The following is a 22,006-nucleotide window of genomic DNA, read 5'->3' as shown; positions in this document are numbered from 1 at the left end:
GGCGAGACTCAGGGACCGGGTGGACGCGCTCAGGGACCGGGTGCGTCGCCGTCAGCTTCCGGGAGGGGTTCGAGGGGGTACCAGTCCGGAGGATCCGGTTCCGTGGTGAACACCTGACCACTCGGACTGATCCAATGCAGCACCCCGTCCGGGCCCGGCTTGAGGGACCAATTGGTTTCGTGTTTGAGGTGGTGATGCTTCGGACACAGGTGCGCAAGGTTGCCCACGTTCGTTTCACCTCCCTCCGACCACGGCACCGTATGGTCCAGTTCGCACCCTTTCGCGAGGCGGTTGCAGCCCGGTGCTCGGCAGTGCGTGTCTCGGATCGCGAGGGCTCGTTTCATGTCGACGGGTGGCACGTATCGTTCTCGACTGACCGAGAGGACCGTCCCGGTCTCAGGGTGGGTGAGGATCCGGGTGAACGACTTCGCGTGCACACTCAGCCTGACCGCGGTCTCGGGGTCGATGGGACCGTAGCCTTCGAGGGAACCTGGTTGGTGCTCGTGGCCAAGGATCGTCATCACCGGGACCGTCACATGCACGGTGGGGATGATGCCGTCCGTGATGTCCTCGATGCTCGGGAGCGGGCCGATACCCAGAGCGGGCTCTACGCTCGGACGGCGCTCGTCACGGTCAAGGACAGCCACGTTCCGTGTTGGTGTGACCGCCGTGTCGTCCATGGACGCAACGGGACGCGCTGGTGCTGACCGTGCCGCCCAGGTCGGGACCTCATCGTCCTCGGCCATGGGTGGCGTCGTGGGTGCCGCGACCGTGGCTGGAGGGCCGGAGGACGCGGTGATCCCGTAGAGGAGGAGGCTCTGGGCGTTGTCGACCATCAACTGCGCACGCGTGCGCGGGTCACCCCGGCGCTGCGTGGCGGCGGTGAGGTCGGCGAGGCGCTTGTAGGCGGCGGTCGCGATGGTCGCCGTGGTGAGGATCGACAGCCACGACATGCCATCAGGTGCCGGGGACAAAGTCACGTGGCGGTCCTGTCTGGCCCGGTGATGCCGGGTACCGATGGTTTCCGGGTGGAGCTTCTCCCGCATCTGCCGGGCCAGCTGCTTCAGCTGCGCGGCGGTGCGGGTCTGCGCGAGGGGCAGGATCCGGGTCTCGAACTCGACACGATCCGCCGGGGCAACATCGGTGAGTTGCTCCACGATCACCCGGGCATGCCCTGCGGAGATCGACCCGGCAGCCAACGCCGAAAGCGTGGTGGGGAGGTGGTCGGTGAGGGTTTCGGACTCGGCTATGCGGTGTTGGATGGTGCGCTCCGGAACCCGCGTCATGGCAGAGAGTTCCAGGTGCAGGGAGAGGCGGGCGAGGTCCTTCGCTCGGGCCGGGGTCGTGCCGGGTGGAGCGAGCGTCAACGCGGTGAGATCGGACAGGCGGGCGGCCTCGGCGAACAGGGTGGCCTTGCGTGCTTCGGCGGCGGCGATACAGACGTCTTCCGCGACGATCTGCTCGCCGAGGCTCGTGAGACGAGCGGCGATCGTGTCCGGAGTCGAAGGTATGTCAACTCATCAAGAATACCAAGGACCCGTGTTCTAGAACAGGCGTTCGAAGGGATTGTGGAGAACTTCTGCACACGTGGACCCCACACTTCGACAAGCTCAGTGAGCGGGCTGGGGCGACGCTCTTCGACACGCTCAGTGACCGGGAGTGAGAGGCGCGGCGGCATTGCGAGGGCAACACGCTTCGACAAGCTCAGTGACCGGGCTGGGGTGAGGCACTTCGACAGGCCCAGCGACCGCGGCCCAGCGACCGGGGCCCCGTGACCGGGCGGGGTCAGTGCCTGGGCGCGAGCGCCCGCCGTCAGGGCCGCAGGGCGTCAGCGACGAGCTCGCGCAGCACCGGCACGATCTCGGCCTGGAACCACGGGTTCTTCGCCTGCCACCGGAAGTTCAGGGGCGACGGATGCACGATCGGGAACAGCGGCAGATGATCCCGGTATCCACGCACCGTCTCCGTCAAGGACACCGAGGACGGCAGGCCCAGGTACTGGCGCTGCGCGTATCGACCGACCAGGACGGTCAACCGCACATCGGGCAGTTCGGCGAGGATCCGCGGATGCCACAGGGTGGCGAACTCCGGGCGGGGAGGCAGATCGCCGCCCTTCCCTCGCCCCGGATAGAAGGCGTCCATCGGCAGCACGCCGACCGCCGGTGCCGCGAACTGCTCCGCGGAGACGCCGAGCCAGGACCGCAGGGTGTCGCCGCTCGCATCCGTGAACGGCGCACCACTCTCCTGCGCTTTGCGGCCGGGTGCCTGTCCGATGACGAGCACGCGCGTCCGGGGGGCGACCCGGTAGATCGGCGCGTATCCCAACTCCCGTGCCCAAGCATTGCTCGGGTCGGCGATCATCTCCTCGCGGATCTGCGCGAGCGTGCTCATGAGCCGTCCCCGGGGTCGGCCGGGACGTCCCGAACCCAGCGGATCTCGCCGTCCTCCAATTCGGGAGTCGGCGCGAGACCCAGATGCGCGGCGACCGCGGCGGACGCGACATGATCCGGGTGGATGAAGGCGACCACGCGTGTGATGCCGATGCCGGCTGCGTCGAGTGGGCGTCCTTCACTGGCGACCAACCATTCGACCATCGCAGCCGCCGCCTCGGTCGCGTAGCCGCGCCCCTGTGAAGCGGGGCCGATCACCCAGGCGACGTCTGCCTGCAGGCCGCCCGGGAGTTCGTCGTCCGGCGAGTCCCCGCCGGGCGCGGTGTGCACCGTCGCCCGCACCGTCGCCTGCACCGTGCCCACGCTCGGTCCCGACCGCTCCCGGACCACCCAGTTCAACCAGCCCTGTGAACCGTCCGGCGAAGCGCCCACGCTCTGGCGCCGATACCGGGCTTCGAGCTCGGCGTGTGAGGGCGGTTCGCCGCCGATGAAGGTGTGGAGCGACGGCGAGGCGAGCACGTCGACCATCGCATCGGCATGGTCGACCGACAGCGGCTCGAGCTCGAGTCGCTCCGTCCGAATCGGTTGTGCGCGTGCCCACTCCATCGCTCAGCTCACCGGCTCTTCGAGGTGCAGCAGGCTGAGGCTGTTCTGCCACAGCTGGTCGAGCTGTGTTGGGTCGTTGAAGAGCTTGGCGAACAGGACGAGCCCCTCGAGCTGGGCGACGATCGCCTTCGCCGTCGTGCGCGGATTACCCGCGATCGTACTCGTGCCCTCACCCGCTGCTCCGCGGATCGTGTCCTCGATCAGGTCGATCTGCTCGTCGAAGATCTCCTGCACCCTGGTGCGCACGGGATCGTCTTGGCCGCTGACCTCGAGCGCGAGGTTGCCGAAGATGCAGCCCGTGACCGACCCCGTGCCGACGAGGGCGTCCCGCTGCACCTGCGCGGTCGCCTCGAAGAGCGCGCGCAGGCGGTCGATGAGCGGTTCCGGGGTGTCCAGGATCGTCGTCCAGTCGTGCCGCTGCTGTACCCAGTGCTCGTCGACGACCGCCAGGACGAGCGCCTGCTTGGAGGGGAAGAAGTAGTAGAAGCTGCCCTTCGGCACGCCGGCCTCCGTGCAGATCTCGGAGACGCCGATGGCGCTGTACGCGCGTTGGCCGAAGAGCCGCGCGCCGGCTTCGAGGATGCGTTCCCGTGCGTCTGATGTCCGTCCCATGGTTGCAATTATACGACCGGTCGGCTATAACAGGAAACGGTAATAGTAGACCGATCATCTAGTAAGGATTCACGCACATGGAACAGCAGAACGTCGCCATCGTCACCGGTGGTTCGCAGGGTATCGGGGCAGGCGTCGTGGAGGGCTATCGGAAGCTCGGGTACGCGGTCGTCGCGACCTCGCGGACGATCGCCCCCGTCGACGACACCGACCTCGTCACCGTCCAGGGCGACATCGGGGACCCGGCCGTCGCGGAGCGGATCGTGGCCACGGCGATCGAGCGCTTCGGGCGCATCGACACCCTCGTGAACAACGCAGGCATCTTCATCGCCAAGCCGTTCACCGACTACACGCAGGACGACTACGCGGCGATGCTGCAGACCAACCTGGGCGGGTTCTTCCAGCTCACGCGTCTCGTCGTCCCGCACATGGTCGAGCAGGGCTCCGGGCACATCGTGAGCATCACGACGACGCTCGTCGAGCAGGCCAGCTCCTCCATCCCGTCCGTCCTCGCATCCATCACGAAGGGCGGGATCGCGGCTGCGACGAAGTCCCTCGCGATCGAGTATGCCGGCAGGGGCATACGAGTGAACGCCGTCTCGCCCGGCATCATCCGGACGCCGCTGCAGACCGAGGAGGCGTACCGCGCGCTCGCTCCGCTGCACCCGCTGGGACGCGTGGGCGAGGTGGACGAAGTCGTACACGGCGTCCTCTACCTCGAGCAGGCGTCGTTCGTGACGGGCGAATTCCTGCACGTCGACGGCGGCCAGAGCGCGGGCCGCTGATGAGCGCTCGTCAGGCTGGGGCGGCGGCCGAACGCCACCGCATCGTCACCGCGGTGCTGGAGCGGTGGGCGACCGACATCCGCGCCCACCGGTCGGAGGCGGTCGCTGCAGGCTTCACGACCGACGCTCTCTTCCAGGGCTTCGATCCGGCACCCGTCATCGGTCGTCCGGGGATCGCCGCCTACTACGACAAGCAGCCGCTCGGGCTCGATCCTCGGTTCGCGATCGTCGACCATCGCGAACTCGCGGACGATGTCCTCATCGCATACGTGGACGTGGACTTCGTGCGGCCGGAAGGGGTCGTCATCCCCGTGCACCTGACGGTCGTCCTGCTGCGGCAAGCGCCGGCCGGTGACGGGGGCGGCGAACGGCGCGGCGATGGCGGCGGCGGGGAACGCGGTGATGACGATGCCTGGCTCATCGGCCATTACCACGTGTCGAAGATCGGCTGACGCTGCAGGAATCGGCTGACGCTGCAGCTCGCGGTTGACGCTGCAGCTCGCGGCGGCGATCCACGTCCGGTGCCGCGCGGGCGGTCCTGAAGGCCGGGCCGCCCGCGACCTCGGGGAGAATAGAGGCGTGACCGATGCCGCCGACTACGTTGACCTCGTGCTCGAACGTGAAGGCGATTGGTACCGGGCCGATGCGACGCGCGAGCGGATCCTCGACGGCTCGCGCCCCGCGCCCAGGCTCGAGTTCACGGGCGCCTCCGTCGGGGCCGTCCGCGGGGCGATCCGCGACCTCGGCAACAAGTACCCGTCGATGGTGCACGACGAGATCACCGCGCTCGCCTCGGAACTCTGGCGCACGCCGGTCTTCGAGCGCCGGCTCGCCGCCGTCGTGCTCCTCCAGACGCGCGTCTCGATCCTCAGGAACTCCGACCTGACGCGGATCGAGGGCTTCATCCGGACGGCGGGGGTCCGAGAGCTCGTCGATCCGCTCGCGACCGATGTCGTCGGGCCGGTGCTCGCCGGGCTCGATCCGGGGCCGCGCGGCCACGCCGACGTCGCGATCGATCGGTGGATCGACGACCCCGACCCGTGGTTGTGCCGTGCCGCACTGCTGTCCGGGGTGCCCGCGACTCGGACGAACGGCGCGGAGGGCGCGGACTGGCCGCGCATGGTGCGGCGGCTGCGCGCGACCGAGGCGTTCGTCGCGGATCCGATCGTCGACGAGGCGGTCGACGCCGTCCGCATCGCCCTCGCGAAGCGCGCCCCGGACGTGCCGTTCCCGCTCTGAGCGGTCATCCCGTCGTCGCCTCATCGCGCCTTGTCCGTTCACAACTCAGGACGCCCGCAGCGTGTCGCGTGTGCGCGCCGGCGTGTCGCGGTCGACACGCCGAGCCCGTCCTGAGTTGTGAACAGCCCACTAGCCGGAAGTTGGGCCGATCCCTAGACTTGCCCGCATGCTCGCCGTGTTGTCCTTCGTCCTGTTCGTCGGCAGCATCGCCGCGCTGATCGACATCATCCGTCGGGCCAACGACGAGCTCAGGGGCCTGCCGAAGATCATGTGGGTGCTGCTCGTGGTCCTCGTGCCGCTCATCGGCGTCATCGTCTGGTTCACGCTCGGGCGCGACTATTCCGGGGTCAACTGGCGATCGGCCGGTCGCAGGCGATCGTCGCGGCAGTCGTCGCAGGGCGGGTACGCATCCGCATCGCCGAGCGGGCCGCCCGTGCTCAGCACCGAGGAGCAGCTGGCCGCCCTCGATCGGGAGATCGAACTCGCGGAGCAGGAGCGCAGGCTCAAGCGACTCGAAGCCGAGTTCGACGACGATCGTCGTCGGGACGGCGAGGCGTAGGGCGCGCGACGATCCCAGATCGCTCCTGCCGATCGCGCCCGGCGTGTTCACAACTCAGGAGCGACCCGGCGTGTCGGATCGGCCCGACGGCGTGTCGGGCGCGACACGCCGAGGCCGTCCTGAGTTGTGAACAGGACCAACGACAGCGGCAGCGGCAGCGGAGGCGAGCCGTTACGGCAGCGTGTGACCCGCAGCCGTGAACAGGCGGTACCACTCCTCGCGCGTGAGCGGCAGGTCCGAACCGGCCGCGGACTCCTGGACACGACCCGGGTTCGTCGTCCCGAGCACCACCTGGATGTTCGCGGGGTGCCGCGTGATCCACGCCGTCGCGACACCCGTCGGCGTCACGCCGTACTTCGCGGCGAGCTCGTCGAGGACGTCGTTCAGTTCAGCGAAGTGCTCGCGGTCGCCCAGGAAGACGCCGTCGAAGAAGCCCTTCTGGAACGGTGACCACGCCTGCAGCGTCATGTCGTTCAGGCGGCTGTAGTCGAGGATGCCGTTGTCGCGGTCGATCGACTGGTCGAGGCCGACCATGTTCGTGGCGATGCCGGAGGCGATGATGGGGGCGTGCGTGATGCTCAGCTGCACCTGGTTGACGGCGAGCGGACGCGTGATCGACCGCTTGAGGAGCTGGACCTGGCCCGGCGTGTGGTTCGAGACGCCGAAGTGGTGCACCTTCCCGGCCGCGTGGAGTTCGTCGAAGGCGCGGGCGACCTCGTCGGGCTCGACGAGCGTGTCGGGACGGTGGAGCAGGAGGAGGTCGAGGTAGTCGAGCTGCAGCGCCGCGAGCGATTCGTCGACCGTCTTCAGGATGTGCTCGGCGGAGAAGTCGAAGAAGCCCTTGCGGATGCCGACCTTCGACTGGACGATCACCTGTTCGCGCTCCGCGGCGGTGAAGGTGATGGCGTCGCCGAACCGCTGCTCGCACTGGTGGCGTTCCGAGCCGTAGATGTCCGCGTGGTCGAACACGTTGACGCCGGCATCGCGCGCCGTTCCGATGAGGGTGCGGATCTCCTCGTCGTCGAGGGTGCTGATGCGCATGAGGCCGAGGATGATGTTGGATGCTTCGAGGTCGGTCTGGGGGAGGGCGAGGGTCTTCATCCTCCCAGCCTGGCGGTCCGGACACCTGTCGGTCAACGCTTTGCCGTCGGTGACATCGTGAACCGGCGGCGTACGCACGGAACGAGGCCAGGTGCTGAACGCACCTGGCCTCGCATCGTCCCGCTCGGCGGGTGTTCAGTGATGAGACGAGCGACTAGAAGTCGTAGTCGTCGATGTTGTCCTTGTTGAACTGCGTGGGCGGTCCGACGATGACGGTGCCGTCGGCGCCGACCTTGCGTTCGCCGAGGTCGCCGGCCTTGAAGGTGTCGCCTTCCTTGCCGGTGATCGTGCCGTCCGCGAGGGCCTTGCCGGCGAACGCCGCGACGTAGCCGAGCTGGGCCGGGTCCCACAGGGCGAACTCGGTGACGGTGCCGTCCTTGACGAACGGACGCATCTCGTTCGGGAGGCCGAGGCCGGTCAGCGCGACCTTGCCCTTGTACTCCGAGGTCGAGAGGTAGCGGGCCGTGGCGGCGATGCCGACCGTCGTGGGCGAGACGATGCCCTTGAGGTTCGGGTGCGCCTGCAGCAGGCCCTGGGCCTCCTGGAACGACTTCGTGTCGTCGTCGTCGCCGTAGACCTTCGCGACGAGCTTGATGTCCTTGTACTCGGCGTTGGAAGCGAGTTCCTCTTCCATGTACTTGATCCACTCGTTCTGGTTGGTCGCGTTCGCGGTGGCCGAGAGGATCGCGATCTCACCCGATCCGCCGATCTGCTCGGAGATGAGCTTCAGCTGGATGAGGGCGACGTCCTTCGCCACCACCTGGGAGATGAAGACGTCGCGGCAGTCCTTGTTGGTGTCCGAGTCGAAGGCGACGATCTTCGCGCCGCCGTCGCGGGCTTCCTTGAGGGCGGGGCAGACGGCGTCGGGGTCGTTGGCGGCGATCACGATGACGTTGGTGCCGGCCTGGGTCTCCGCGTTGATGAAGGACACCTGGCTGGATGCGCTCGCTTCGAGGGGGCCGACGACCTGGGTCGCCGTGAAACCTGCAGCCTTGGCGCCGTCTTTGCCGCCGCCGAGGACGACGTCGGTGTACGGGTTGTTGAGCTGCTTGGGGATGAAGGTGATGCTGGCGTCGCCGCCCGATCCACCGCTGCTGCCGGAGCCCGCGTCGCCCGCTGCGCACCCGGTCGCGATGAGTGCGAGGGAGGCGGCTGCGGCGATGAGGGCGCCTGCGCGGCGGAACCCCTTGCCTGTGGTGCGTGTTCGAATCGACTGCATTGTCTGTTCTTCCTTTCTGGTCACGCCTGGTGCGAGGCGCTCGTGCTGCTCCGGACGGGTTCCGGGGGCAAGTTGCGGCGGATCCGCCGATGATGATTCCACGTCTTGATGGAGTCGAAGACGCTGGGGGCCACGACCGACGCGATGAGGAGCGTGCCGGTCACGATGATGAGGACGACGTCGGAGACGCGGCCGAGGCGGAGGGCGTAGTTGATGGTGCCGATGAGGAGCACACCCGCGACGACCCCGGGGATGGAGCCCTTGCCGCCGAAGATCGAGACGCCGCCGAGGAGGACGGCCGCGATGACGGCGAGTTCGAGGCCCGACGCGTTGTCGCTGCGGGCGCTCGAGTAGCGGAGGGTCCAGAAGATGCCGGCGAGGGCGGAGACGGAACCGGTGCCGACGTAGAGCCAGAACTTGGCCCTGGCCACCTTGATTCCGACGAAGCTCGCGGCCTCCGTGCTGTAGCCGAGGGCGTACAGGCCGCGGCCGAAGGGGGTGAGGTGGAGGAGGACGCCGAAGAGGAGGACGACGACGAGGACGCCGATCATGACCGTCGGGATGCCCGTGGAACCGATCTTCGAGGTGAAGAAGGCGGTGAGGTCGGGCGGGAAGTTCGCGACCGCGTTGTCGCCGATGACGACGAGTGCGAGGCCGCGGAACAGGGCGAGCGTGCCGATCGTCACCGCGAGCGACGGCAGCCCGACCACTGCGATGAGGAAGCCGTTGAACGCTCCGGCGACCACTCCCACGAGCAGGCCGATGAGGAGGACGACCCAGATGTCCATCCCGCCGTTCGCCCACAGGACGCCGATCACGGCGCTCGTGAGGCCGGCGGTGCTCGCGACGGACAGGTCGATCTCGCCGGTGATGATCACGAGCGTCATCGGCATCGCGATGAGGAGGATCGGGATGACGTCGAGCAGGAGGAAGCCGACGGTGACGGGGGACGCGAAGCGCGGGATGGAGAGGCAGGCGATGAGGACCACGGCGACGAGCGCGTAGATCATGATCGCGTCGCGTCCGAGGAGGATGCGCGAGGCGCCCGTGCGGCCCTTCGACTCGGCCACGAGCACGCCGGTGGTGTCGGTCGAGAGGGGGCCGGAGCCCTTCATGAAGGGGGCTCTCACTGTTTCAGGGGTCTTCAGGTCAGACATCGCGTGCCTCGCTCACTCGCAGTTTCTTGGCTGTTCGGAGGCTCGCGAGTCGGTCGATGATGATCGCGGCCAGGATGAGGATGCCCACGATCGCCTGCTGCCAGAACTTGTCGACGCGCAGGGCCGTGAGCGCGCTCGTGATCGTGGTGAGGAGGACGGCGCCGATCGCGGCTCCCGCGACCGATCCGCTGCCGCCGAAGATGGCGACGCCGCCGACCACGGCCGCGGCCACCACGTCGAGCTCCATCCCGGAACCCGTCGTCGCGCCCACCGAGTTGAAGCGGGAGGCGTACAGGACGCCGGCGAGCCCCGCGAGGACGCCGTTCGTGAGGAAGGCGAGGAACACGCGACGGGCGACGGGGATGCCGAAGAGCTTCGCGGCATCGGGGTCGGAGCCGATGGCGTACAGGTCGCGGCCGGATCGTGCGCCGGCCATGTAGATCGCGACGGCGACGACCACGACGATCGCGACGAGCGTGATGACGGGGAAGCCGAGGATGGTGTCGACGGAGAGGTTGCCGAACGCGTCGGGCCGGTCGCCGGCGAAGTACTGCTTGCCGCCGGCCCACGCGTTGTTGACGCCGCGGTAGATGTAAAGCGTGCCGAGGGTGATGACGAGGGCCGGCACCTTCGCGATCGTGACGAGGGCGCCGTTGATCGCACCGAGGACCGCGCCGAGGACCATGCCGATGAGGAACACGGCGACGATGGGGATGCCCGGCACGTTCGCGAAGAGGGTGCCGGTGCAGAACGCGACGAGACCGAGGATCGATCCGACGGACAGGTCGACGCTGCGCGTGATGATCACGAGCGCCTGACCCACCGCGAGGATGATCATGATCGTCGCGTTGAGCAGGAGGTCCTTGACGCCCTGGGCGGAGAGGAACAGCGGGTTCGCGAGGTAGGTGACGAGCACGAGGACGACGAGGGCGACCGTGACGGGCACCTCACGCAGGCGCAGGATCGACGCGAAGGCGTTGGGGGTGCGGTCGGGGTCGACGCGGACGGGGCCGGTCGGTCCTTTCGCACCGGTCGCGGGCGGGGTGGTGGTGGTCATTTCACGCCCTCCAGGGAGACGGTCGCGGAGCCGGTTGCGGCGTGCATCACGGATTCCGGCGTCGCATCGGCACGGTCGAGTTCGGCCGTGATCCGGCCCTCGTGCATCACGAGGACACGATCGGCCATGCCGAGCACTTCGGGCAGTTCTGACGAGATCATGAGGATCGCGATGCCGCGGCCGGCGAGTTCGCTGAGCAGCCGGTGGACTTCGCTCTTCGTGCCGACGTCGATGCCGCGGGTGGGTTCGTCGACGATGAGGAACTTCGGCTCGGTGGCGAGCCACTTCGCGAGGACGACCTTCTGCTGGTTGCCGCCCGAGAGCGTCGACACGGCGTACTCCTGCGAGCCGGTCTTGACCTGCAGGCGCTTCGTCCAGTCCTCGGCGGCCTCCCGTTCGCGTTTGCCCGAGATGATCCCGAAGCGTGCGAGCTGGTGGCGGAGGGTGAGGGTCGCGTTGCGGCCGACCGACAGGTCCATCACGAGGCCCTGCTTGCGGCGGTCCTCCGGGACGAAGCCCATCCCCGCGTCGATCGCGGCCTGCGGGTCTCCGCCCTTCACGGACGCGCCGTTGATGCTGACGGCGCCCGTGTCGTAGGGGTCGATGCCGAAGACGGCGCGTGCCACTTCGGTGCGGCCGGCTCCGACGAGGCCGGCGAGGGCGACGATCTCACCCGAGCGGACCTCGAACGAGATGTCGCGGAACACCCCGGCCCGCGACAGGTCCTTGACGGCGAGGACGGCTCCGCCGATCGTCGTCTCCTGCTTGGGGAAGAGGGCGTCGATGTCGCGGCCGACCATCTCGCGCACGATGTCGTCGACGGTCGTGTCCGCGGTCGTGTGCGTCGCGATGTACCGGCCGTCGCGCATGACCGTGATGCGGTCGCACAGGTCGAAGACCTCGTCGAAGCGGTGGGAGATGAAGAGGATGGCCGCGCCGCGGTCGCGCAGGCTGCGGGCCACCTGGAAGAGGCGGTCGACCTCGACGCCGGAGAGCGCCGCGGTCGGCTCGTCCATGACGAGGACCTTGGCGTCGAGCGAGATGGCCTTCGCGATCTCGATGATCTGCTGGTCGGCGATCGACAGGCCCTCCGCGACGCGGTCTGGATCGATGTGCACACCCAGCCGGTCGAACAGCGCGCGGGCCGCCTTGCGCATCGCCCCCGTGCTGATGAGGCCGAGCGCGCCCTTGGGCTGGCGGCCGATGAAGATGTTCTCGGCGACCGTGAGGTCGGGGAAGAGCGTCGGTTCCTGGTAGATGACCGAGATCCCGGCCGCTTTGCTGTCGGCGACCGTCTTGAACGCGACGGGTGCACCGCTCAGCTGGAAGTCGCCGGCGTCCGGGACGTAGAGGCCCGCGAGGATCTTCACGAGCGTGGACTTGCCGGCGCCGTTCTCACCGACGAGGGCGTGGATCTCGCCCGCGTCGATCTGGATGGTGCCGTCGGCGAGCGCGACGACGGGGCCGAAGGTCTTCGCCGCGCCCACGAGGGAGAGCGCAGGGGTGGTGGGGCGCTGGGCTGCGCCTGGCTGGGTTGCGCCTGGCCGGGCTGCGCCCGGCTGGGCCGCGCCTGGCTGGGCCGTCGGGGGCCCTGCCGGTTGGGTGGCCGGCTGCGACGCATCCTGCGGCAGCGGCTGGTCGATCGTCATTGATTCCGTTCCTCCACGGTGAGGTGCTCCCGCGGCAGGTGCGGCTCGAACCGGTGGTGAATCGATTCAAGGTGCGGGAGCGTCAGCACTCTATGGCGGCGTCGATCCGGGGGTCAAGGCGAGGCGGCCATTCCTGACGGATCGTTCATGAAGCCCGCTTCGGCGTTCTCCGGGCGGTGACCGTAGTCTGGTGTCGCGCGACGAGGCGGAGGAGGACCCGGACCCATGCGAATCCTGGTCGTCGACGACGAACGGCAGATGGCCGCACTGCTCGCGAGGGGCCTGCGGGCCGACGCCCACGAGGTCACCGTCGCGGCCGACGGGCCGTCCGCGCTGCAGGCCGCCGCGCAGATCGCGTTCCAGGTGGCCGTCGTCGACGTCATGCTCCCGGGGATCTCCGGATTCGACGTCTGCCGGGAGCTCAAAGCGCACGATCCGACGCTCGCCGTCATCCTCCTCACCGCGCGCGACGCCGTCGACGACCGGGTCCGCGGGCTCGATGCGGGCGCCGACGACTACATGATCAAACCGTTCGCGTTCGCCGAGCTCGCGGCGCGGATCCGCGCGGTCCGCCGACGGGACGCGCTCACCGCGGCGTCCCGCATCGAGGTCGGACGGCTCACGGTCGACCTCCACCGCCACAAGGCGCGCGTGGGGGAGCGGGACGTCCTCCTGAGCAGCACCGAGTTCGACGTCCTCCGCGTCCTCGCGGGGCGCGTCGGCGAGACCGTGAGCCGCACCACGATGCTCGACGAGGTGTGGGACACGACCTCCAACATCGACCAGAACGTCGTCGACCAGTACATCAGCCGGCTCCGGCGCAAACTCGACCAGGCCGGAGCGCACGTGCGGATCGTCACGGTGCGCGGCATCGGCTTCACGCTCACGAGCCCCGATGATGACCCCGTCCGCTGACGTCGTGGGCGCGCGGAGTGCGCGCGTGGAACCGACATGAAGGGCCGACACCTCGGCATCCGCGGTCGCATCGCCGGCGGCAGCTTCCTCATCGCCCTCGTGGTCTCCCTGCTCGCGGGCCTCTTCATCAACGCGCAGCTCGAACGGATCGTGCGCGACGGCACTCTCGAAGTGCTCCAGAGCAACGGCTCCTCGTACGTGTTCGCGCTGCAGACGCGGCCCGTCGAGGGGTTCAGGTCGCCGAGCCTCGGGTCGCTCATCGCCGTCGTCGCGCCGGACGGGTCGACGCCCGTGTTCAGTTTGCCGACGACGCTCCTCGCGAGCCTGCCCACGATCATCGGTGGCGAGGGCATCACGACGATCGATGACGACGGGGTGACCTACCTCCTCTACTCCACACCTGTCGCGGTGGATGGCGAGAACTGGCACGTGGTCACCGGACGGAACGCCGACGAGGAGACGAGCGTCCTCGTGCAGATGCGGGTGCTGCTCGTCGGTTCGCTCGCGATCGTGCCGCTCGGGGTCGGAGTGGCGGCGTGGTTCCTCACGACCGTCTCGCTCGTGCCGGTCACCCGCCTGCGCACGAGCGCGGAGACGCTGAGCGACCAGTCGACGGACGAGCTCCTGCCGGTCGGTCGGTCCGGCGACGAGATCTCCCGCCTCGCGACCACCCTCAACGACCTCATCGAACGACTCCGCGCCTCCGCGGTCCGCGAGCGGCAACTCGTGTCGGACGCCAGCCATGAGCTCCGCACGCCCCTCGCCATCCTGCGCACCCAACTCGAACTCGCGCGCACGGAAGCGTCCTCGATGGAGCAGCTCCTCGATGACATCGACGGCGCGGAACAGAGCGCGGCACGCCTCTCCACGCTCCTCACCTCGCTCCTCGAGCTCTCCCGCATCGAATCCGGGATGCCTGCCGGACGGGCATCGGCCATCGATCTGGATCGGGAGGCGGTCGAAGCGGTCGACCGGGCCAGGTTCAGGGCGATCGGCGAGGGGCGTGCGGGGATCGAGACGTCGTACCGCAGCCGACTGGCGCCGCTTCCCGCGGGGGCGGAGTACGGGATCAGGGCGGAGGACTTCGGACGGGTGGTGGACAACCTGACGGGGAACGCGTTGCAGGCGCTCGCCGGTTTCGGGGCGTCGGCCGGGGCTGCTGACGCATTCGCCGGCAGCCTGGCCGTGACCCTCGAAGCGGTCGGCGATGCCATCCGCCTGACCGTGGAGGACACGGGGGGCGGGATGGACCCCGCGTTCGAAGTACGAGCACTCGAACGCTTCAGCCGCGCCGACGATGCGCGCACCTCGGGGGAGGGCGCCGGCCTCGGTCTCGCGATCGTCGCCGCGATCGTCCGCAACGCAGGCGGCACGATCGAATTGCGCAACCGCCCAGGCACCGGACTCGGCGTGATCGTGGTGCTGCCGGTCGCCTCGGAACGCGGTGCTCCTGCGGGGCCGTGAGTTTCATCACGGCGTCGTGAATCGTGTCAACCCGTGCAAGAATTGCGCATCCGGCGAGCACGCCGGACTGGCATTCCGGTCGTCGGGGGACGACGGCGGTCTGAACGAAGGGGGCCCATGTCCACGAGCGTCAAGGACGTGGCGGCGCGAGCCGGCGTCTCGGTCGGAACCGTGTCGAACGTGCTCAACCGGCCGGAGAAGGTGTCGGAGGACACCGTCGCACGAGTGCACGCGGCGATCGATGAACTCGGGTTCGTGCGGAACGACGCGGCGCGCCAGCTGCGCGCCGGACGGAGCCGCAGCATCGGCCTCATCGTCCTCGACGTGGCCAACCCGTTCTTCACCGACGTCGCCCGCGGCGCCGAGGACCGTGCAGCCGACGAGGGCTTCTCCGTCCTCCTCGGCAACAGCGACGAGAACCCCTCCCGAGAAGGCGCCTACCTCGACCTGTTCGAGGAGCAGCGCGTCGCCGGAGTGCTCATCTCGCCGCTCGGCGATGCGATGCCGCGCCTCGCGCAGTTGCGCCACCGCGGCACTCCCACCGTGCTCGTCGACCGACAGACCGAGGACACGACGTTCTCCTCGGTGTCGGTGGACGATGTCGCCGGCGGGTATCTCGCCGTCCGACACCTGATTGACATCGGGCGGACGCGCATCGCCTTCATCGGCGGACCGCTCACGATCACCCAGGTGGGCGATCGACTCACGGGGGCGCGGCAAGCGGTCGCGGAGGCCGTGCGGTCCGGGCGGGACGTGGAGCTCGAGCTCGTGGAGACGGCATCGTTGACCGTGCTGGAAGGGCGTGCGGTCGGCGATCAGCTGCAGGAGGAGCTCGGTTCGGTTCGATCGTCGCTCCCGGACGCGGTGTTCGCCGCCAACGATCTGCTCGCGATGGGTGTCCTGCAGTCCCTCACGATGCTCGGCGAGGTGCGGGTGCCGGAGGACGTCGCGCTCATCGGCTACGACGACATCGGCTTCGCCTCCGCCGCCGTCGTCCCGCTCTCCTCGATCCGCCAGCCGAGCTCGCTCATCGGGCACACCGCCGTCGACCTCCTGCTGCGGGAAGCCGCCGAGGGCGAGGCGTTCGTGCCGGAGCAGATCGTGTTCCAGCCCGAACTCGTCATCCGGGAGTCGACCGCGGGCGTGTAGGGCAGAGCTTGCGTAAAGGGAAGCTATGTTCCTATAGTGGACCCATCGCTGGAACCTTGGGGGAATCATGGCAGCACGACGCACGATCTTCATCGCGGCAGGGGTCAGTCTGACCGTCGTCCTCGGCCTGGGGGCAGCGATCGGCGTCGCCTCCGCGGCGGTCCCGCCGGAGGTGCGGGCAGGCGTGGGTGCGTCGAGCACCGCCGCGCCCGTGGCGTCGTCTCCCACGCCGACGCCGTTGGCATCGAGCTCGCCAGAAGCCGTCCAGGCCGTTGCCGACGCCCGCGCGAACGTGCCGGTGGGGGCCGCCGCGCTCACGCTCACACCCGGCCCGGTCGAACTCGCGACGACCGCCTGCATGGCCCAACGCGGCTACACCTGGTCGAACGCGATCGGTGTGGCCATCGCCGATGCGGAGCTGGAAGCGGTGGCCGCTTCGGCGTCCGCCGGGCACGCGCTCACCGACTCGGCCACGCGCGCGCTCGAACTGACGGCCGCCGCCTCGGCCGCAGGCGTCTCGGACGCCGAGTACTCCGCGTTCCGTGCGGCGCTCACAGGGGACTACGCGAACGACGTCACCGGTTGCTCGGCGCAGGCGATCGAGCTCCCGCATGACCGGGACGGCCTGGACTGGGCGAACCACAAGGCGATCACACGCGGCTGCCTCGCCACGCGCGGAGTGTTCGTCACCGCGGAGGACGACGAGACGATGTACCAGGCGTACCTCGCGAACGCGCCCGAGACCATTCCGGCGGCGCTCGGCTGGACCGAGGCCCAGTGGGATGCATATTCCGTGGCGCTCTGGGGTGACACGGGCGGCGGCGCCGACTACCACTGGGAAGAGGCCGGATGCGCCGGCTACGCGACCCACGCGACGGCCAACGACCACAACAACTGAGGCGCTTCGACGCCTGCGGGCACCGGCCCGAGGTGAGGACAACGGCCCGAGGTGAGGACAACGACCTGGTGCCGGTCGGAGTCCGTCGGGAACCCGGCCGCAGGCCAGAAATCGAGTTCCCAGGAGGCGTCCATCTGGTTCTTGGCCGCTTCCAAGCGGAGGTTCCTCTCAGTCAAGGGGACGTAAGGTAGCTGCTTCGCCGCCCCGGAATCGATCCCCCTCGAACCGTTCGGGGCGGCGGACCAGACCAACCCGAGGTGGTACCCCCATGCCTGAACAGACCGGACGGCACGCCGCCGTCTCGCCGCGAACCCAGCGACGCGATGCCGAACAGGCGCGCCAAGACGCCGAGTTCGCTGCTGCTGCGACCGCAGAACTCGCAGGTTTGCCCGATGCCACCCCCGGCATCGCCGTGACCCGACGATCGTTGCGTGCGAGCCGCGAGGCCGAGCAGCGGGCGTCGCCGAGCGGTGCGGAGCAGGGGCAGGCGGATGCGGCAACCGAGCGCGTAGCCGCGGCCCCCGTCGCAGTCGTCGCAGATGATTGGGCGATGCACGGCGCGTCCCCGGTCCGTGCTGTGGCCTCTGCGGTTGCCGTCGCCGGTGCTGCTTCCCCTGCTGGCGGAATCGCCGGAACCACAGGAACCACTGGAACCGCCGCCTCCCGACGTGCGGCGAACGCACGTCCCGCATCGGCTGCCCAGACGTCGGTGCCTGCCAAGAAGGCCCGGAAGTCCCGCAAGGCGGGCCGTCCGCTCGCGATGCTCGGTGTGCTGGCCGTGTCGACCGGGCTCCTCGTGTCAGTCTCGATGCCCGCCGCCGCAGCGACGGTCGACGTCGATGCCGCGACCGGCGGAGCCATCCCATCGGCGGCGACCATGCGCTCCGTCTCGTACCAGGTGGACGCCGGCGTCGCGTCGTCGGAGATCGTCCGTGACGGCTACACGGCGACCTCGCAGGCCGACGTCGATGCGGCGGCCTCTGCCGCCGCGGCTCAGGCTGCAGCCGAGGCAGAAGCGTCGTCGTCCTCGTCGTCATCGAGCGGTTCCACCGCGTCCACTGCGACGTTCGCCGCGCCCGCCGTCAGTCGTTCCGGTGCTGCGATCCTCGCCTACGCGGCCGAGTTCGTCGGCGTCGTCCCGTACGGCAACGGCAACGACCCGTCCGACAGCTTCTCGTGCGACGGCTACGTCCAGTACGTGTTCAAGGCGTTCGGCGTGAACCTGCCCCGCGGCGCCGGCGCGCAGGCGTCGACCGGCGTGCGCATCTCGGCTTCCGAGGCCGTCGCGGGCGACCTGCTCTACTGGCCGGAAGGTCACATCGGCATCTACGACGGCAACGGCGGCATGTACGACTCGCCAGACTGGGGTCGGATGGTCCAGCACCGTTTGTCGATCTGGGGCGACCCCGAATACATCCGCATCCCCTGACCTGACCCTGACCTCCCAGCCCGCGAGGTGTCACGAATGGCTCGTTCGGACCCGGTCCAACGAGCCGTTTGTGGCACCTCGCGAGCCGGTTGTCAGCCGAGGGAGGCGCGGATGTCGCGGTGGATCGACTCGAGGATGCGGGCGTTGAAGTCCACGCCGAGCTGATTCGGCACGGTCACGAGGATCGTGTCGGCGGCCTGCACGGCGGCATCCTGCGCGAGTTCCGCAGCGATCACATCGGGCTCGCCGATGTAGCTCCGACCGAACCGCGCGAGCCCGCCGTCGAGGTGCCCGACCTGGTCCTGTGCATCCGCCTGGGCGCGCAGCCCGAAGTAGTGTCGCGTCTCGTCATCGATGATCGGCAGGATGCTCCGACTCACCGAAACGCGCGGCTCGCGCTCGTGACCGGCCGTCTTCCACGCCTCCCGGAACATCGTGATCTGCTCGGCCTGCAACTGGTCGAACGGTACGCCCGTGTCCTCGGTGAGGAGCGTTGAACTCATGAGGTTCATGCCCTGCTCGGCCGTCCACACGGCCGTCGCACGCGTTCCGGCACCCCACCAGATGCGGTCCCCGAGCCCGGGGGACTGCGGCTGGATGGCGAGCGCGCCCGTCGTCCCCGTCATCTGCGGGTTCGCCTCCGCCAGACCGACGCCGTCGATCGCCGCCCGGAACAGTTCCGTGTGCGCCCGCGCGAGATCGGCATCGGTCTGCCCGTCCGCGGGGATGAACCCGAACGCCTCCGAGCCGCGGAGGGCCGTCTCGGGTGATCCCCGGCTCACGCCGAGCTGGAGCCTGCCGTCGCTGATGAGGTCGGTCGCGGCCGCCTCCTCCGCCATGTAGAGCGGATTCTCGTAGCGCATGTCGATCACGCCGGTGCCGAGTTCGATGCGTGAGGTGCGCGCCGCCATCGCTGCGAGGAGCGGGAACGGCGATGCGAGCTGGCGGGCGAAGTGGTGGACGCGGACCGAGGCGCCGTCGATGCCGATCTCCTCGGCTGCGACCGCGAGCTCGATGCTCTGGACGAGGGCGTCGCGGCCCGTGCGCACGAGGGATCCGGGCACCGCTTGCCAGTGGCCGAACGACAGGAACCCGATCTTCTTCTTCACTCCACCCTCAGCGCTCGGCCCCGCCCGGCTATTCCCTGGCGAGCAGAGGGTGTTGGATTGGAGGATGGCCCCCTCGATCCTGCCCATGATCCTGACCGCGGACATCCCGCGACTCCACTGGTTCTACTCGAGCCTGCTCGGAGCGAAAGTGGAGCAGCGGACCCCCGAGAAGGGCGAGGTCCTCTACCTGGGACTGCGCATCGGCGAGTCATCGCTCGGGCTGGTCGCGGACGCGAACGTCGACCTCGAAGCCCCGCAACGGATGCTGTTGGGATTCGATGTCGCGGACGTCGCCGAGGTCGTCTCCCGCGTCGAGGCGGCCGGCGGGACCGTCCGCGGTGGACCGAACGACATGCCGTGGGGTCAGCGCATCGCGCACATCACCGATCCAGACGGCAACGCCCTCAACCTCTCCCAAGACCGCCCGCAGATCCCCACTCCCTAACGTCCGCCCCTCACCTCCCCGACACTTCTGCCGAGGGGTCGCAAACTGCGGGTCACCGGCTCCGCCACCCGCACGTTGCGACCCCTCGGCAGATGGGAGGCGGGAGGGAAGGCGGGAGGGAAGGCGGGAGGGAAGGCGGGCGGGGCGGGCGAGGTCAGGAACCGGGGAGGGTTGCTGCCTGGGCGCGGAGGGACTCGGCGACCAGGTCGAACGGGACGAGGGACTGCTCGGCACGAGCGAGGACGACGGCGCCCTCACTCGCGGCGATGAGGGTCGCGGCGAATCGCGCGGCCTCGGCATCGGGAACGCCGCCCTCGACGAGCAGGCCGGTCAGCCGCTCGCGCCAGGTCCGGAAGACCGCGGCGGTGCGATCGAGCAATTCGGGCGAGTCCGTCGCGATCGTCACCGCGAGGACGGCGCACCCGGCCCGGAGCTCCGACATCGTGAGCACGCTCCGCCACAGCGAGAGGAAGCGATCGGCCACGGCCTCGGGAGTCGACCCGGCGAGTTGGTCGAGCACGTCGATAGCCCGGGCACCCGCCAGGTCGATCGCTTCACCGACGAGCTGCTCCTTGCCGTCCGGGAAGTGGTGGTAGACGGAGCCTCGGGGCGCTCCGGTCAGCTCGAGGACCTCCGAGAACGACGTCCCCTGCAGGCCACGGGTAGCGAGGAGTCGCGTGGCGCCTTCGATCATCGTGGTGCGGACGGTGCCGGCCATGGCGCGCCTTTCGGTGGGAGAAGCGGGATGTGCTGCGTGTCGCGTGCTGCGTGGACGCGAGGTCTTGAGGGATCAGGACGAGCGGAGGGGCGGGATCGCTTCGCCGCATCGGTCCGGATCGCCACTTGACTATGACGGTCATCATAGTCTATGGTCGGCTCATCTCGACTATGACGACCGTCATAGTTCGTATCCGCATCACCGCCAGGAGCCCGCCATGCCCATGATCGACGTCTACGCCCCAACAGACCTCTTCCCCGCCGACGCGGACGAAGCGATTGGCCACGAACTCACCCACGCCGTTCTGCGAGCCGAAGGCGTCACGGCGCCCGGCCCGTTCCATCTCGACAACACGGCCGCGTTCATCCACCGGCTTCCGGCATCGGCCATCTCGACCGCGAATACCCCGTCGGCCCGCACGGTGCGGGTGCAGATCATCACGCCGCCCGGATCGCTCGGCCGTGACGGGCAGCGTCAGATCACCCGTGAGGCGACCGAGATCGTCGCGCGGTTCGCCGCCGATCCGACGCAGACGGCGCGCACCTGGGTGATCCTGACCGAGGCGTCCGAGGGTGGATGGGGCCTCGCCGGCACCGCGTTCGGCATCCCCGAGTTCACCGCGCTCGCGCAGGCCGCCGCTGCCGCCCGCCCCTGACCGCACCTCTTCCCGCGAGGGGTCGCACACTGCGGGTGTGAGGCTCGGGCACCCGCACTTTGGGGCCCCTCGGCAGAAACGGGTGACGGGTGGGGGCGGGGCCGGATGGGGCAGGCCGGGAGGCGAGTCGTCAGCGAGGGAGCTGGTCGGGGTGATCCGGGAGGGCGGGGGCGGGACGGACGAGTGCCGTCGCATCGGGGACCTGGAAGCCGAACTGCTCGTAGAGGCCGTGCGCGTCGGACGTGAAGAGCGTCCAGCGGAAGTGCGCGCCGGGCCCCTCGTCGATCATGCGCGACACGATGCGCTTGCCGAGCCCGTGTCCGCGGTGCCCGGGATCGACGAACACGTCGGCGAGATACGCGAAGCCGAGTCCATCGGAGACGGCGCGGGCGAAGCCGACCTGCTCGCCCGTCTCTTCCACGTACACGCCGATGACCCGCCAGGCGCTGCGGACCTGCGACTCGACATCGGCTCGCCCACGCCATTTCGCCCAGTACACGCTCGTGGACATGGCTCGCCAGACCATGTCGAGGTCGATCCGGTCGACGGAGTCGTCGAGCACGTAGGTCATGGGGCCTCCTCTGGAACGGGATCCCAGCGTATCGATGCCGCAGCCACGGGAGTGAATGCGCCGACGGGTGCGGGAGATCTCCCGGCGGGACTGGGCGTGCGGAGGACGGGAACCGGCATCCCGCCAGGATGGGAACCGGCATCCCGCCAGGGCGGGAGCCGTATCCCGCCAGGATGGGAGCGTTGGTGCAACATGAGGAAACCGGTCGTCCCCGGGGGTGTACGGAATGCCCGATGAGCGCAATGATGGTGCTCATCGCCCTGAATGAGCAGGGCGCCG

At 69.2% G+C, this 22,006-nt stretch carries 23 protein-coding genes; 11 read left to right on the top strand and 12 right to left on the bottom strand.

Annotated features, from left to right (window positions below):
- Window positions 1-29: 29 nt before the first annotated feature.
- From ACQ3HB_RS01490 to ACQ3HB_RS01475, 4 genes are all read right to left on the bottom strand, one after another.
- Entirely contained in the window at window positions 30-1,367 is a 1,338-nt protein-coding gene (locus ACQ3HB_RS01490) for an HNH endonuclease signature motif containing protein (protein WP_430917075.1), read from the bottom strand.
- Window positions 1,368-1,812: 445 nt separating this feature from the next.
- Window positions 1,813-2,391: a uracil-DNA glycosylase family protein gene (locus ACQ3HB_RS01485; RefSeq protein ID WP_430917073.1), complete on the bottom strand. Its 579-nt coding sequence runs from the start codon at window positions 2,389-2,391 to the stop codon at window positions 1,813-1,815.
- Window positions 2,388-2,996, bottom strand: coding sequence for a GNAT family N-acetyltransferase (locus ACQ3HB_RS01480; protein WP_430917071.1), 609 nt, complete (start codon window positions 2,994-2,996; stop codon window positions 2,388-2,390). The genes ACQ3HB_RS01485 and ACQ3HB_RS01480 overlap by 4 nt, the downstream gene beginning before the upstream one ends.
- A 3-nt stretch (window positions 2,997-2,999) precedes the next feature.
- A complete protein-coding gene (locus tag ACQ3HB_RS01475; RefSeq protein WP_430917069.1) occupies window positions 3,000-3,608 on the bottom strand; it encodes a TetR/AcrR family transcriptional regulator in 609 nt (202 codons plus the stop codon).
- Window positions 3,609-3,685: 77 nt separating this feature from the next.
- Here ACQ3HB_RS01475 and ACQ3HB_RS01470 point away from each other — a divergent pair, with 77 nt between their 5' ends.
- The 4 genes from ACQ3HB_RS01470 (at window position 3,686) to ACQ3HB_RS01455 (ending at window position 6,191) form a co-directional block, all read left to right on the top strand.
- Window positions 3,686-4,393 (top strand): SDR family NAD(P)-dependent oxidoreductase, encoded by a 708-nt coding sequence (locus ACQ3HB_RS01470; RefSeq protein ID WP_430917067.1) that lies wholly within the window; start codon window positions 3,686-3,688, stop codon window positions 4,391-4,393.
- The gene (locus ACQ3HB_RS01465) at window positions 4,393-4,845 is read left to right on the top strand and encodes a Cif family virulence factor (RefSeq protein WP_430917065.1); all 453 of its coding nucleotides are present in this window, start codon (window positions 4,393-4,395) and stop codon (window positions 4,843-4,845) included. Before ACQ3HB_RS01470 ends, ACQ3HB_RS01465 begins: the two co-directional genes overlap by 1 nt.
- A gap of 127 nt (window positions 4,846-4,972) precedes the next feature.
- Window positions 4,973-5,632 carry a DNA alkylation repair protein gene (locus ACQ3HB_RS01460; RefSeq protein ID WP_430917063.1) on the top strand — a complete coding sequence of 220 codons (660 nt, stop codon included), beginning with the start codon at window positions 4,973-4,975 and terminating at the stop codon, window positions 5,630-5,632.
- A 166-nt stretch (window positions 5,633-5,798) separates the two neighbouring features.
- A complete protein-coding gene (locus ACQ3HB_RS01455) occupies window positions 5,799-6,191 on the top strand; it encodes a PLDc N-terminal domain-containing protein (protein WP_430917061.1) in 393 nt (130 codons plus the stop codon).
- Between the two features lie 171 nt (window positions 6,192-6,362).
- On the opposite strand, the gene ACQ3HB_RS01450 is transcribed toward ACQ3HB_RS01455, so the two are convergent.
- The 5 genes from ACQ3HB_RS01450 to ACQ3HB_RS01430 all read right to left on the bottom strand — a co-directional run bounded on the left by ACQ3HB_RS01450 (window position 6,363) and on the right by ACQ3HB_RS01430 (window position 12,374).
- Window positions 6,363-7,292, bottom strand: a complete 930-nt coding sequence (locus ACQ3HB_RS01450; RefSeq protein ID WP_430917059.1) for an aldo/keto reductase — start codon at window positions 7,290-7,292, stop codon at window positions 6,363-6,365.
- 154 nt (window positions 7,293-7,446) lie between these two features.
- A complete protein-coding gene (rhaS, locus tag ACQ3HB_RS01445; RefSeq protein WP_430917057.1) occupies window positions 7,447-8,511 on the bottom strand; it encodes a rhamnose ABC transporter substrate-binding protein in 1,065 nt (354 codons plus the stop codon).
- Window positions 8,512-8,531: 20 nt separating this feature from the next.
- Complete coding sequence (locus tag ACQ3HB_RS01440) at window positions 8,532-9,668, bottom strand: ABC transporter permease (RefSeq protein ID WP_430917055.1); 1,137 nt, start codon at window positions 9,666-9,668, stop codon at window positions 8,532-8,534.
- Window positions 9,661-10,725, bottom strand: coding sequence for an ABC transporter permease (locus ACQ3HB_RS01435; RefSeq protein WP_430917053.1), 1,065 nt, complete (start codon window positions 10,723-10,725; stop codon window positions 9,661-9,663). Before ACQ3HB_RS01435 ends, ACQ3HB_RS01440 begins: the two co-directional genes overlap by 8 nt.
- Window positions 10,722-12,374 carry an ATP-binding cassette domain-containing protein gene (locus ACQ3HB_RS01430; protein ID WP_430917051.1) on the bottom strand — a complete coding sequence of 551 codons (1,653 nt, stop codon included), beginning with the start codon at window positions 12,372-12,374 and terminating at the stop codon, window positions 10,722-10,724. Before ACQ3HB_RS01430 ends, ACQ3HB_RS01435 begins: the two co-directional genes overlap by 4 nt.
- Before the next feature lie 225 nt (window positions 12,375-12,599).
- Here ACQ3HB_RS01430 and ACQ3HB_RS01425 point away from each other — a divergent pair, with 225 nt between their 5' ends.
- The 5 genes from ACQ3HB_RS01425 (at window position 12,600) to ACQ3HB_RS01405 (ending at window position 18,229) form a co-directional block, all read left to right on the top strand.
- Complete coding sequence (locus ACQ3HB_RS01425) at window positions 12,600-13,289, top strand: response regulator transcription factor (RefSeq protein ID WP_430917049.1); 690 nt, start codon at window positions 12,600-12,602, stop codon at window positions 13,287-13,289.
- A gap of 36 nt (window positions 13,290-13,325) precedes the next feature.
- Window positions 13,326-14,753, top strand: coding sequence for a sensor histidine kinase (locus ACQ3HB_RS01420; protein ID WP_430917047.1), 1,428 nt, complete (start codon window positions 13,326-13,328; stop codon window positions 14,751-14,753).
- Between the two features lie 117 nt (window positions 14,754-14,870).
- Window positions 14,871-15,902, top strand: coding sequence for a LacI family DNA-binding transcriptional regulator (locus ACQ3HB_RS01415; protein WP_430917045.1), 1,032 nt, complete (start codon window positions 14,871-14,873; stop codon window positions 15,900-15,902).
- A gap of 67 nt (window positions 15,903-15,969) precedes the next feature.
- Window positions 15,970-16,800 (top strand): hypothetical protein, encoded by an 831-nt coding sequence (locus ACQ3HB_RS01410; RefSeq protein ID WP_430917043.1) that lies wholly within the window; start codon window positions 15,970-15,972, stop codon window positions 16,798-16,800.
- A gap of 268 nt (window positions 16,801-17,068) precedes the next feature.
- Window positions 17,069-18,229, top strand: coding sequence for a C40 family peptidase (locus tag ACQ3HB_RS01405; RefSeq protein ID WP_430917042.1), 1,161 nt, complete (start codon window positions 17,069-17,071; stop codon window positions 18,227-18,229).
- A 92-nt stretch (window positions 18,230-18,321) separates the two neighbouring features.
- Here ACQ3HB_RS01405 and ACQ3HB_RS01400 read toward each other — a convergent pair whose 3' ends face one another.
- Window positions 18,322-19,338 carry an LLM class flavin-dependent oxidoreductase gene (locus tag ACQ3HB_RS01400; protein WP_430917040.1) on the bottom strand — a complete coding sequence of 339 codons (1,017 nt, stop codon included), beginning with the start codon at window positions 19,336-19,338 and terminating at the stop codon, window positions 18,322-18,324.
- Window positions 19,339-19,402: 64 nt separating this feature from the next.
- Between ACQ3HB_RS01400 and ACQ3HB_RS01395 the strand changes: the two genes are divergently transcribed.
- Complete coding sequence (locus tag ACQ3HB_RS01395; RefSeq protein ID WP_430917038.1) at window positions 19,403-19,783, top strand: VOC family protein; 381 nt, start codon at window positions 19,403-19,405, stop codon at window positions 19,781-19,783.
- A 154-nt stretch (window positions 19,784-19,937) separates the two neighbouring features.
- On the opposite strand, the gene ACQ3HB_RS01390 is transcribed toward ACQ3HB_RS01395, so the two are convergent.
- The gene (locus ACQ3HB_RS01390) at window positions 19,938-20,501 is read right to left on the bottom strand and encodes a TetR/AcrR family transcriptional regulator (RefSeq protein WP_430917036.1); all 564 of its coding nucleotides are present in this window, start codon (window positions 20,499-20,501) and stop codon (window positions 19,938-19,940) included.
- A gap of 217 nt (window positions 20,502-20,718) precedes the next feature.
- On the opposite strand from ACQ3HB_RS01390, the gene ACQ3HB_RS01385 reads away from it, so the two are divergent.
- Window positions 20,719-21,156, top strand: a complete 438-nt coding sequence (locus ACQ3HB_RS01385; RefSeq protein WP_430917034.1) for a tautomerase family protein — start codon at window positions 20,719-20,721, stop codon at window positions 21,154-21,156.
- 130 nt (window positions 21,157-21,286) lie between these two features.
- Here ACQ3HB_RS01385 and ACQ3HB_RS01380 read toward each other — a convergent pair whose 3' ends face one another.
- The gene (locus ACQ3HB_RS01380) at window positions 21,287-21,727 is read right to left on the bottom strand and encodes a GNAT family N-acetyltransferase (RefSeq protein ID WP_430917032.1); all 441 of its coding nucleotides are present in this window, start codon (window positions 21,725-21,727) and stop codon (window positions 21,287-21,289) included.
- Window positions 21,728-22,006: the final 279 nt, after the last annotated feature.

Source organism: Plantibacter lichenum (genome assembly GCF_050587525.1).
Taxonomy (GTDB): Bacteria; Actinomycetota; Actinomycetes; order Actinomycetales; family Microbacteriaceae; genus Plantibacter.
Note: the sequence above shows the minus strand (reverse complement) of the source record. Positions and strands in the feature narration are given on the sequence as shown.